The organism is Streptomyces sp. (assembly GCF_035644915.1).
Lineage (GTDB): Bacteria > Actinomycetota > Actinomycetes > Streptomycetales > Streptomycetaceae > Streptomyces.
Map to the genome: position 1 here is coordinate 1 of NZ_DASQNP010000185.1, position 11,774 is coordinate 11,774.

The following is an 11,774-nucleotide window of genomic DNA, read 5'->3' on the forward strand; positions in this document are numbered from 1 at the left end:
CCCCTGACCGACACCCCGACCGACACCCCGACCGACATCCCCGACCGACATGGAGATCTCCTTCCACAAGCTCCCCGGTGACCGGTACGAGATCGTCGTGCGCGGCCGCCGGGGCCCCGACGTGCGCCTGCCGCCCCGGCCGACCGGCCCCACCATCCCGCACGACCTGGTGCACGCGGCGGTGGAGGAGGCGCTGGGCCTCACCGACGGGTTCTGGGACGCCGTCGCCCAGGGCGCCGCCTTCGAGGGGTTCGAGCCCCTCGCCCCCGGCCGGCACCGCGCCCCGGGCCCGGGGGTGCTGCGGCGCAAGGGCGAGGCCGTGATGCGGGCCGAACTCGCCGTGGCGTGGGCGTACCGCGTCTGGTCCGGGCCGGCCGGGGAGTGCCGGGGCGTCGGCCGGGCGCCCATCGACGCGGCGCAGACCGCCGTCGCCCGCGCCGCCCTGGACGAGGCGGCGACCCGCTGGGCGGCGGTCCCCGAGGGCGGAGTGCTGCGCTGGGAGTGGTGAACCCGGCGCGTTTCGGCGCATGTGCGCCGGGCACGAGCGCCGCATGAGTGCGCCCCGTCACCCCGTGGCCGACAACACCCTGGCCCTGCTCGCCCGAGGCTATGCCTGGCTGCCCGACCGCATGCGCCGTACCGCGGCCCCCCTCGTCCGCACCCGGCTGCTGGGCCGCCACGCGGTGGCCCTGCGCGGCCCGGACGCGGTGCGGTTCCTCTACGACGAGCGCCACGTGCGGCGGCACGGCGCCCTTCCGGAGCCGGTGCGGAGCACCCTGTTCGGGCACGGCGCGGTGCACACCCTCGACGGGGAGGCGCACCGCGTGCGCAAGGCGATGTTCCTGTCCCTGCTCACCGGTCCCGACCGCGTCGCCGGGCTGGTCGGCCACACCACGGCGGCCTGGGACGAGGCGGTCGCGCGGTGGGCGGACCGCCCGCGGGTGGTGCTGTTCGACGAGGCGAGCCGGGTGATCACCCGAGGGGTCTGCCGGTGGGCCGGGGTGCCGCTGGAGGACGCCGAGGTGGCGCCGGTGGCCCGTGACCTGGTGGCCATGGTCGACGGCTTCGCCACCCCGGGCCCGCGCCACTGGCGCGCCCGGGCGGCGCGCGGACGCCGGGAGGCGTGGCTGGCCCGCCTGGTGGAGGGGGTGCGCGACGGCTCGGCGAAGGCGCCGGAGGACTCGGCGGTCGGGGTGGTGGCGCGGCACCGGGACGCCGACGGCCGGGAGCTCGGTCCGCGCACGGCCGCGGTCGAGCTCCTCAACATCCTGCGCCCCACCGTCGCGGTCTGCTGGTTCGTCTCCTTCGCCGCGCACGCGCTGCACCGGTGGCCCGAGCACCGGAAGCGGCTGCGCGAGGACGGGAGGGACGGCGAGGGCGCGTACGCGGAGGCGTTCGTCCACGAGGTCCGCCGCTTCTACCCCTTCGCCCCGTTCATCGCCGGCCGGGCGGCGACGGACCTGTCCTGGCGCGGCCGGCCGATCCCCTCCGGCGCGCTCGTCCTGCTCGACCTCCACGGGCAGGACCACGACGCCGCGCTGTGGGAGGACCCGTACGCCTTCGACCCGCGGCGCTTCCTCCACCGGCCGCCGGGGCGGGACGAGCTGGTGCCGCAGGGCGGCGGCGACCGGGCCACCGGCCACCGGTGTCCGGGCGAGGACGTCACCGTCGCACTGCTGCGGGCCCTGGTGGCGCGGCTGGCGCGGCTGGAGTACGAGGTGCCCGAGCAGGACCTGTCGATTCCGCTGCGGCGCGTGCCGACCCGGCCGCGCAGCGGCTTCGTCATCGCCGACGTGCGCCCCTCCGGCGACTGACACCGGGGGCTCAGCCGGCGCCCGGCCCGTCTCCCGGCCCGGTGTCCGGCCGGACGTCGAAGCCGCCGCGGCCGTCGAGGCGCACCTCCCACACCGCGTCGAACCCGTCCGACCGGCGTGGCCTGCGCAGCCGCCGGAGCGTGTCGAAGAAGCCCACCTCCGGCACCCGCTCCCCGCCCCGGCGCGCGGCGTTGCGCGCCAGGGCGTTCGGCACGTCCGGCGGGAACCAGTACGCCACCACCCGCGCGCCGTGCGCGCGCCCCGCGGCGATCAGGGGCGCCCACTCCGGCGGCGAGGGGTTGGTGTTGTCCACCACCACCGACCGTCCCCGCTCCAGCGCCTCCGCCACCAGGCGGAGCTGCCGCCGCTGCTTGTGCCGTGCGGCGCGGGGGAACAGGTCCTTGCTGACCACGACGTGGGTCGTGGCGAGGCACCGGGCCCGGAACGTCGACTTCCCCGACGCCTGGAGCCCCACCAGCACGGCCAGCTCCGGACGGGGCGGCGCGTCCGGCCGGGGCGTGTCCGGCGGCACCACCGGTCGCCCCCTTCAGCCCTCGGCCTTCTGCTGCGTCAGGCTCCAGGCGTACTGCAGCCAGTCGGAGACGGCCACCGCGCCCAGGCACGAGGTGACCAGGCGGGTGGCGCGCGGGGCCGTGGCGTAGCCCATCGTGAGGGCCCCGGCGATCCACATCGAGACGCAGAAGGGGCAGGCCAGCAGCTCCCCCACCGTCTTGTGCAGCCCGTGGCCCCGGGGTTCGTCCATGACCTCGGCGCCGCCGATGGTGCCGGCGCGCCGGGTGAAGGGGGCGCGCAGGAAGCTGGTGACCTTGTCCTTGGTGATCAGCCGGGAGCTGCGGTAGGTGGCCACCCCCATCAGGAGCAGGTCCAGCGGCGGCACGCGCTCGGGCAGCGGCCGTCCGGACGCCCGCATGCGCCAGGCGAACAGCCCGGTGCCGGCGGCGTAGACGCCCGCCAGCGTGGCGAGTCCGCGGAGCGAGACCTCCCCGTCCGGGGCGTACCCGTCCGCGCCGGTGGCCCGGCCCACCGTCTCGGCGGCCTGGTCCATCGCACCACTCATCGGCTTCTCTCCTCCTCGTCCTCGTCGGCCCCGGCGGGCCCCGCCTCAGGGCCTGGGGTTCGTACGCCGCCACCGGGGACGCGCGTCGGGCCCCCTCCGTCCCGCCACCGAGGCGCACCGCGGGCACACCCGCTGGACGCGGTCGGCCGAGCCGCCCGACTCCGGGAGGATCTCGGGCCACGCCACGTGCGGGAAGCGGCCGAGCCGGGAGCGGCTCAGGGAGAGCCCGCACACGGTCTGGTTCATGCCCTGCTCCCACGCGTGCGCCTCGCCCGCGGGGAGCCGGACGCCGTCCTCCTCGTCGGTCCACTGCCCCGACGCCGCCACCGCATAGCGCTTGCGTACTGCCACGGACTACGGGGTTCCCCCCACACCGGCGCCCACACCCGTCCGGAGGCCCGCCGACCGGCGGGGCGGCGAATTATTTGGCACAACCCGCGCACTCCTGAACGGCCCCCTGGACCGCCCCGTATGTACGAGGAGCTTCTCCCCATCCGGAAGGCCGATCCCGGAGCACCGGAACGACACAGAGGAGTGCTGAGGAGTTCCATGAAGCAGAAAGCGCACAAACGCCCTCCCGTGGTCAGCAGAGCGGTCGCCGCGGCGACCGCCCTCCTGCTGGGAGGAGGCGGACTGGTCGCCGTGAACGTCTACGCCAACGCCGGCACCTCGCAGCGGGAGGGAGCCCCGCGGGAGCGGGCGGACGAGCGGGCCCGGGGCGCCATGACCATCGACTGTCCGGAGGTGGTGGACGAGCTCGCCGAGGTGCCCCGCCGGGTGCGCCGGGAGGTGGACCGCGACCTGGCACTGCTGGACACCCAGGTCGCCCGGGCGTACCAGCGTCTGGCCAGGTCCCGGGAGCGGGCGGCGAGCGACCCGGCCTTCGTCCGGAACGCGGTCCTCGGCCCGCTGGAGAGCAAGCGGCTCGCGGCGATCGGGCGGATCGTGAACGCGATCGACCGGGTCGCCGAACGTCCCGCCGGGCTGGAACGGCTGGCGCGGTGCACGGTGCGGGAGGACAAGGGCGGCACCGGACGGCCGGGGGCCGGGGAGCAGAGCCCGCCGCCCCCGGAGCAGAACGGCGGGCAGCAGCAGAACGGCGGGCAGGACCAGGGCGGGGGCCCCGGCCGGGGCGGGGGGCAGGACGGGAACGGTCCGTCCCCCGACGACTTCGTGGACATCCGGAAGGTGCGCCCGAACTTCTCCGAGCCGCGGGCCCGGGAGGGCGCCTCCACCGGCACCTTCACCACCGACTGCGGACGCAACGAGAACGGCAGGTTCAACTCCGACAACGTCATCGCCGCCCCCGGCGTCACCAACGGCGCCCACCACATGCACGACTACGTCGGCAACCAGGACACCAACGCCCTCTCCACCAACGACTCCCTCGCCGCCGCCGAGACCACCTGCGCCGACCCCGACGACCGGTCCACCCACTACTGGCCCGTCATCCGCCTGCGGAACGGCACGCAGGAACAGGACGCGAACGCCCCCGGCGGCGGCACCGAGGGCAACGTCGGCGAGATCCAGACCCCTGCGAGCGTCACCCTCACCTTCCGCGGCAATCCCACCGCCGAGGTCGTGGAGATGCCCCGCTTCCTGCGCATCATCACCGGTGACGCCAAGTCCTTCACCAACGGGGACGCCAACGCCAACGCCTCCTGGAGCTGCACCGGCTTCGAGGACCGCCAACTGCGCGACAAGTACCCCCTGTGCCCCCGGGGCAGCCGACTGGTGCGCACCTTCCGCTTCCAGAGCTGCTGGGACGGGCAGAACACCGACAGCGCCAACCACCGCACCCACGTCGCCTTCGCCGCCGACGACGGCAGTTGCCCCGAGGGCTTCCGGCCCGTCCCCCAGCTCGTCCAGCGCATCACCTACGACCTGCCCCGGGGCGTCCCCTTCGCCGTCGACTCCTTCCCCGAACAGCTCCACAAGCCCGTCACCGACCACAGCGACTTCATCAACGTCATGACCGACGAGCTCATGAGGGAGGCCGTCGCCTGCATCAACGAAGGCCGCGACTGCCGCTGACCCGCCGGCCTCCGGCAGGCGCCAGTCGCGGCATCGGGTCCGCTGCGCGGTCAGCTCCCGCCGTGCCCCCGGTGTCCGCCGTGTCCGGCTCCGCCGGAGTGCGACGCACCGCTCCGTACGGCGCCGCCGAGCCGGCCGCGCAGCTTCCCGAGCACCTCGGGTTCGCCCACGGCGACCCACTTCTCGCCGACGAGGTAGGTGCCGCCGTACGGCTCGGCCTCCGCCAGCCAGTTCCGCTGCCCCTCGGCCGTGGCGAACGTCGCGAGCACGTACCGGCCGTCCTCCGTCGCGCAGACCCCCTGCCGCAGCTCCGCGGCGTCGGTCTGCACGTCGGGCTCGCACTCCGTGCGCGCGGCGAGCTGTTCCAGGCTGCCCGTGGCGGTCCTCGGCGCCTTCCGCCCTCCGCCCCGGTCCTCCCCGTCCGCGGCGCCGCCGGCTCCGGAGCAGCCGGCGGCGAGCGCCAGCGAGCCGATCAGCGCGGCGGCCCGGAGCGCGGCACGTCGTGTGGAACCCATCGGTGACCTCCTGGGTGGGGGACGGACGTCACCCCCCGGTACGCACGGCGCCGGTCACCGTCTCACCGGCCGCCGTCACTGCGGGTCCTGTGCGGGCTCCTGCAGCCGGTGGAGCTTGCCCCCGGTGCGGAAGGCGTGGATCTCGTGCCCCTGCTCGCCCGCGGTCTGCATCACCTGCTCCCAGCTCAGCGCCCGCTGTCCCATGGCGAACAGCGGGCCGCTCTCCCGGGCCCCGACCAGCCGGCGCAGCAGCTCGGTCGCCCGCTCGCTGAGGTTTCCCCCGCCCTCCGGCACCGCCTTGCCGCAGACGCCCGTCACCTGTCCCTGCTCGAGGTCCACGTCCCCGATCTCCAGGGAGAGCAGGTCCAGGACCTTCAGCTCGCCCTCCCACAGCAGCAGCCACAGCACCCGGTGGGCCAGGTCGATGGAGTCGTCGGCGAGCAGTTCCTCAAGGCGTGCGGCGGTGATGCGGTCGTCGGTGAGCGTCATGACCAGGCAGTATTCCGCCCGGACGGCGCCGAGGGTAGGGGTAGGAAGTTTCCTTCCGGTAAACGCGCCGCCGCGCCACCGCCCGCCGCGGGGGCGGCGAGGGCGGTGACGCGGCGGCCGGTCGGCTCAACTGCCGTGTCAGCAGCTCAGGTTGTCACCCGGGGTGGTGCCCAGGATCTGGACGAACCGCTGGTAGTTGTTGATCCGGCTCTGCACCTGGGCGGGGTTCCTCCCGTTGCACTCCAGGGAGCCGTTGATGCTGCGGATGGTCTCGCCGAAGCCGCGACCGCTCACCATCGCCTGGTGCGGGGTCATGGTGCCCGGGCCGCTCTGGGTGTTCCAGTACCACAGGGCGGTCTTCCAGGCGACCGCGGAGTCCCGCTCCACCAGCCAGGGGTTGCCCAGCAGGTCGATGCCCAGGGCGTCGCCCGCCGCCTTGTAGTTGAAGTTCCAGCTCAGCTGGATCGGGCCGCGGCCGTAGTACGCCGCCTGGCCCGCGGGGCAGCCGTACGGCTGGCCGCTGTCGCAGTAGTGCGGGTAGTTGGCGGTGTTCTGCTCCACGACGTGGACCAGGCCGCCGGTCTCGTGGCTGACGTTGGCGAGGAAGGCGGCGGCCTCCCGCTTCTTGGTGGTCTCGTCACCGGTGTTGGCGAAGCCGGGGTAGGCGCTCAGGGCCGCCTTCAGGCCCTGGTAGGTGTAGAAGCTGTTCCGGTTCGGGAACATCTGGTTGAACTGCGCCTCGCTGACCACGAAGCCCGACGGGTCGGGGTTCGTCGGGGTCGTGCCGCCGCCGCAGGCGCCCTTGTCGGCCCAGACGCCGGAGTTGCCGGGAGGCGCCTCGTTCTGGGTCCACCACTTGGCGGTCCAATTGCGGCCGTTGTGGGAGACGGTGTCACCGTTCCAGTAGGTCGCGGAGGAGTTCCAGGCGGGGGCGCAGTCGGCCGCGGATGCGGACGGTGCCGGCAGGGCGACCGCCAGAGCGCCGGCGAGCGTGGCCGCGGCGGCGCCCGCTATGACGCGAAGTCGTAGCACCTGACCATCCCTTCATGTGTGGGGGGTTGTTGGTCAGGGGATACTCAAGCGTCTTTGGTATGTACCAGTCAAGGTATAGACCAAAGTCACACCAAGCGGGCCCCGCCGGGCGGTATCCGGTCACACCGCACGGCGACCCGTACGCCCGCGCGGTGCGCGCCGTCCGCGGGGGCGGGCACCGCGGGCCCGGCCGCGGCGACGGCGGCGACCGCCGGGCGTGAACGGGGAAACGGCGCCGGCTCCGCGCCACACGGACGGATTCCCCGCCGAACGAACGGCGTGTTCCACCGGAACGGAAACCCGGCGAGGAAATCCCCCTCGGTTGTCCCGCCGTACCACGGGAGGGAAAATATTAAAAGAACCGGATCGACAAGGTTCCCTCACATTCCGCCTTCCCCGCCTTCCGCTTGGTGCGCCGTCATTTCCCAGGTCACCGGCGTCTCTTGCGACTCGTCCGCACCAGGAATCACGAGCGAGGACGGTGAACGATGGGATGAGGGGAAGGTCATTCAACCTATATGGTATGGCTTAACGCTTCACCCGAATGCCGGTCGTCCGGCCCCGTCCCGCCTTCGTTGTTGTGGACGTGACTTCACCAGATCTGCTTTCCACATCCGCGGCCCGTCGCTCCGGGTGGGGCTGCCGTGAATGACCAGGGTCAGTACTTCGATCCGTACGGCATGCCGACGGCGGGCGAGGATCCGGGCGGGTACCGGACCACCGCCCACCCCGAGTTCGGCCCGGGGCCCGCCCCGGAGCAGATGTCCCCGGGGGCGCCGGAGGTGGACGTCCTCGATCCGTCCTGGGACTTCGAGGCCGAACTGGCCCAGTTGCTGCGCGACTCCGACCGGTTCCAGGCCCATCCGCACTCCCCGGACCAGCCCTCCGCCCCGTCGCAGCCGCGGACCGCGGTCCCGGACGACGGCGTGGACGAGGCCACCCGGGTGCTGCGCCGCATCGACGCGGACGAGGAACCGGACCCGTCCGCCGGGGAGTCCGAGGCCCCGACGGCACGCTCGCCGTCACGTTCGCCGACCGACCGCCGCCACCGCCGCCGTCGCCGGACCCACCGCCCCGAACTGTCGTGGCTGCACGTGTTCAGCTTCGCCGTCGCCGCGCTGACGGCCGGCATCGTGGCGACGGTCAGCGTCCTCGGCGGGCTGGTCTCCTACGCCCCTCTGCGCCTCCTGGCCGGTCCCAGTGTGCCCGGCGACCTCGCGCGGTGGTGGCCCCTGCTGGTCTACGGGCCGTGGCTGGCCGCCTCGCTGTCGATCCTGCGCGCCACCGTGCTGCGGCGCCGCGTCCGGCACTCCTGGGCCGTGGTGGTGCTCTTCTCCACCGTCGCGGTGGTCCTGTGCATCGCGCACGCGCCCAAGACCCTGCCCGGCGTGGCGGTCGCCGGACTCCCTCCGATCACCGCCCTGGCCTGCTTCCACCAGCTCGTGGGGCAGATCACCCTCACCCAGCCCCGGCACGCGCTGCCCCGCCGGCCCGTCCCGGCGCAGCCGCAGCCGCAGCGCGGCGTGCTGCCCCGCAAACGCACCACGCGCCACGGCGCCGGCCGCGGCTGACCGGCCGTGGGAGGACCCGCGCCCGTACGAGCGGACCCGGTCGATCCGCAGGCTCTCCGGCGGTCCCAGGTAGCTCGGCTCCAGACCCCCGGTGTCCACGACGATCCGCTGCACGATGACGGTCGGGTCGACCATCCACAGCTTCAGGGTGTGCGTGCCCGGCTTGCCGACGGTGTGCCGGGTGGAGGTGCGGTTGACGTTGTCGGAGGTGTTCCTCGCCCACTGGACGTTCATGTAGGTGTCGTCCGCGCCCGTGGCCGTGGTGACGTTGACGGTCTGCGGCGGCGCGTCGTCGATCGACACGGCGTACCGCAGTCCCTCGGTCGGCAGGACGTTGTTGCGCGGCGACAGGTACACCCAGACCTCGACCTCCCCGGCCGTGGTGAGGGTCATCTCGTACTCCAGGCGCGGGCCGTGGCCGCCCGGCGTGCGGCTGGGCGCGGTGACCGGGTAGGGCTCCATCCCGTCCTCCGCCCGTCCGATGTCCGGGAGGCGCTTCCAGCGGACGCCGGCGCCGCCCACGGCCCGGGTGCAGTGCGCGGCCTCCATGGAGACGTAGCCGCCCGCCTCGATGAAGCCCCGCAGCCTGCGGCGCGGAATCCTGGGGTGCTCCACGACGGCCTGGACCTCCACGGTGGCGCCGTCCGGCCCGTGGACGGTGATGGGCACCCGGGTGACGCCCCTGGGCGCCCGGTCCCAGTCGATGCGCACCACGGCGCGCACCTGCTTCTCCACCCGGCCCCGGCTCCGCTCGACCTTCACCCAGGGCTCGGCCGGGACGATCCGGTAGTCGAACGGCCTGGTGCCGCGGTTGAAGACCTCGATGTACTGGTCCGGCCGGGTCTGGTACGGGCTGAAGGCGGGGAGCACCGCCGGGCCGTCCGCCCCGGGCCACCACAGCTCGGAGCCGTCGACGGCCACGCCCAGCTCGGCGCGGTCGGGCAGGTCGATGCGCTTGACCGCGGGGAAGACCTCGTCGGGCAGGGCGACGTGGTTCGGGGTCTGGGGCTGCTGCCAGGACGCGTCGGGCCCGTAGCGCTCCTTGTCGCCGTAACCGATCTTCGGCTGGGTCTGGAAGCCCTTCCACTTCCCCCCGGCCAGGGTGTTGTTGTAGTGGTCCGACATCGCCTGGTCGTCGGCGAAGCGGGCGTCGGTGAGGTCGGCGTAGTCGTTGGTGGCGGCGCGGCCCTGCTTGGCGTACAGGAGGTTGGTGAACTCCGCCTCGCGCAGCTCGTAGAGGTTGGCCGTCGCCTTCACCTGGTACAGCACCAACTGGTAGTAGGCGTCCTGGTCGGCCCGGGGCAGTTTGCGGCCGATGGCCTCGGCCCTCTTCGCCAGCTTCCGCCACTCCTCGGTGACCCGTTCCGTCTCCCGGTAGTGGGTGAGGTGGAAGGGGCTGGCCTGGTCGTCGTAGATCACCGCGGAGGGGTCCTTGGACAGGTCCTTCTCCGGGTCGACGGTGATGCGGCGGTTGAGCAGCTCGGGCTTGCGGCGGGCCTGGAGGACGCCGTAGGCGTGCAGGACGTCGGCGATCTCGCCGGCGTGCTCGGGGCCGAAGTTCTGCGCGGCGTACTGCCGTTCCCACTCCTCCAGCCGCTCCAGCGGCCAGCGCTCCGGGTCCCAGGCGTAGTCCAGGAAGAACTGGGTGGGCATCTCCTCGGCCTTCAGGTCGCCCACGTTGACCACCCACAGGCGGTCCACCCCGTACGCGTACGTCAGGTGGAGCTGTTCCCAGGTGCTGACGAGGTTGATGGTGTCGACCCACTTGTAGTTGCGGCCGACGCCCACGTAGTCGAAGTGGTAGTACATGCCGTAGCCGCCGCTGCGCTCCGGGAGCGACCGGTCGGGCAGCTTGCGCATGTTGCCCCAGTTGTCGTCGCAGAAGACGACGGTGACGTCGTCCGGCGGCCGCAGGCCCTTGTCCCAGTACCGCTGGACCTCCTTGTAGAGCGTCTGGACCTGTGGGATGCCGGTGACGTCGGACCTGCCGGTGACCTCGGCGAGGATCTCGCGCTGGCTGTCGAGGATGGACCGCATCAGCTCGATGCCGTCGCCGTCGGGCAGGCTGGTGTCGCCGTTGCCCCGCATGCCGAGGGTGACCACGCCCTCGAAGTCCTCCTCGACCATGCGGCGGATGCCGTCGGCCCAGTACTTCTTGACGGCCTCCGCGTTGCGGACGAAGCTCCACTCGCCGGTGCCGCCGTAGGGGTCGTGGCCGGGTTCGGTGATGTTGCCCGCGCCGTCCCGCTTGGCGGGGACGGCGTGGCGGTTCCACTCCTCGATGCCGCGCATCATGGGCGCCTCGTGGGAGGTGCCCATCACGATGCCGTACGCCTTGGCCGTCGCGTGGTTCTCCGGGTCGTCCTCGGCGAAGGCCCGGCCCCACACCGCGGGCCACAGGTAGTTGGCCTTGAGCCGGAGCATGGTCTCGAAGACGGCCGCGTAGAACTTGCTGTTGAAGCCGGCCGGGAAGCCGGGGGCGTGCCCGGGGCCGAAGTACCCCGGCGCCCAGGTGCCCAGGGCGGGGTTCTCGTCGTTGATGAAGAAGCCGCGGTACTTCACGGCCGGGGTGCCCTGGGTGTGCCGTCCGGGCAGCACGTACAGCTCGTCGTGGTGGCGCGGCGGGACGTCGTCCCAGAAGTGCCAGGGGGACACGCCCATCTGCCTGGTGGTCTCGTAGATCCCGAAGATGGTGCCGCGCTGGTCGCTGCCGGCGATCACGAAGGCCCGGCGCACTCCCGGCAGCGGGTTCTCCACCACCTGTTCGAGGGTGGTCTCCCACTTCCCCGCGATGCCCGACACGTCCAGCCTGCCGCTGGTGACGAGCCGGTCGATGAGCGGGCTCCGGCCGATGGTGCCGATCAGGACGACCTCGGAGTGCCGCGGGGGCACCTCGTCGTGCGCGACGGCGGGCTCGGCGCCGGTGACCCGCTTGATGTCGTTCCGCAGGTCGCCGACCGCCCGGAGCACACCCGAGTGGTCGTCGCCGCTGACCACGAGGGGCACGGCCCTGCCCCCCGCGACCAGCGGGAAGCCGCCGGGGGTGCGGGAGAAGGCGATGTAGGTGTCGGGGCCGCGGCCGGTCCTGTCGCGCTCCCGGTCCGCCGCCCGGGCGGCGGGCCCCGCGATGGCGGGCACGGCGGTGGCGGCGGCGGTCAGCGGGAGCAGACTCAGGAACGTCCGCCGGCTGGTGTTCTCGGGGACCTGCGGGCCGGTGTGGGGCCTTCTCATTGCTCAATCT

Annotated in this window: 10 protein-coding genes and 1 pseudogene; 4 read left to right on the forward strand and 7 right to left on the reverse strand. The window is 73.3% G+C overall.

Features of this window, described 5'->3' with window-relative positions; translation table 11 throughout:
• Positions 1-49 precede the first annotated feature (49 nt).
• On the forward strand, positions 50-508 hold the full coding sequence (locus VE546_RS20725; RefSeq protein ID WP_324924546.1) for a hypothetical protein: 459 nt from the start codon (positions 50-52) through the stop codon (positions 506-508).
• Positions 509-551: 43 nt separating this feature from the next.
• Entirely contained in the window at positions 552-1,814 is a 1,263-nt protein-coding gene (locus tag VE546_RS20730; protein ID WP_324924548.1) for a cytochrome P450, read from the forward strand.
• A 10-nt stretch (positions 1,815-1,824) separates the two neighbouring features.
• Here VE546_RS20730 and VE546_RS20735 read toward each other — a convergent pair whose 3' ends face one another.
• From VE546_RS20735 to VE546_RS20745, 3 genes are read right to left on the reverse strand one after another with little or no spacing between them, the layout of a single operon-like run.
• Positions 1,825-2,349 carry an ATP-binding protein gene (locus VE546_RS20735; RefSeq protein WP_324924549.1) on the reverse strand — a complete coding sequence of 175 codons (525 nt, stop codon included), beginning with the start codon at positions 2,347-2,349 and terminating at the stop codon, positions 1,825-1,827.
• Positions 2,350-2,361: 12 nt separating this feature from the next.
• Positions 2,362-2,892, reverse strand: coding sequence for a DUF1360 domain-containing protein (locus tag VE546_RS20740; protein ID WP_324924552.1), 531 nt, complete (start codon positions 2,890-2,892; stop codon positions 2,362-2,364).
• A 45-nt stretch (positions 2,893-2,937) separates the two neighbouring features.
• Positions 2,938-3,243 (reverse strand): hypothetical protein, encoded by a 306-nt coding sequence (locus VE546_RS20745; protein WP_324924554.1) that lies wholly within the window; start codon positions 3,241-3,243, stop codon positions 2,938-2,940.
• Positions 3,244-3,441: 198 nt separating this feature from the next.
• Between VE546_RS20745 and VE546_RS20750 the strand changes: the two genes are divergently transcribed.
• Positions 3,442-4,926, forward strand: a complete 1,485-nt coding sequence (locus VE546_RS20750; protein WP_324924556.1) for a DUF1996 domain-containing protein — start codon at positions 3,442-3,444, stop codon at positions 4,924-4,926.
• A gap of 50 nt (positions 4,927-4,976) precedes the next feature.
• Here the strand turns inward: VE546_RS20750 and VE546_RS20755 are convergent, their stop codons facing one another.
• The 3 genes from VE546_RS20755 to VE546_RS20765 form a co-directional block, all read right to left on the reverse strand.
• Entirely contained in the window at positions 4,977-5,441 is a 465-nt protein-coding gene (locus VE546_RS20755; protein WP_324924558.1) for a hypothetical protein, read from the reverse strand.
• 75 nt (positions 5,442-5,516) lie between these two features.
• Positions 5,517-5,930 (reverse strand): hypothetical protein, encoded by a 414-nt coding sequence (locus VE546_RS20760; RefSeq protein WP_324924560.1) that lies wholly within the window; start codon positions 5,928-5,930, stop codon positions 5,517-5,519.
• Positions 5,931-6,068: 138 nt separating this feature from the next.
• Entirely contained in the window at positions 6,069-6,962 is an 894-nt protein-coding gene (locus VE546_RS20765; RefSeq protein WP_324924561.1) for a glycoside hydrolase family 19 protein, read from the reverse strand.
• 761 nt (positions 6,963-7,723) lie between these two features.
• Between VE546_RS20765 and VE546_RS20770 the strand changes: the two genes are divergently transcribed.
• On the forward strand, positions 7,724-8,533 hold the full coding sequence (locus tag VE546_RS20770) for a DUF2637 domain-containing protein (protein ID WP_324924606.1): 810 nt from the start codon (positions 7,724-7,726) through the stop codon (positions 8,531-8,533).
• A 39-nt stretch (positions 8,534-8,572) separates the two neighbouring features.
• Here VE546_RS20770 and VE546_RS20775 read toward each other — a convergent pair.
• Positions 8,573-11,764: pseudogene (locus VE546_RS20775) on the reverse strand (glycosyl hydrolase 115 family protein); the annotation flags it as partial.
• Between the last annotated feature and the right edge of the window lie 10 nt (positions 11,765-11,774).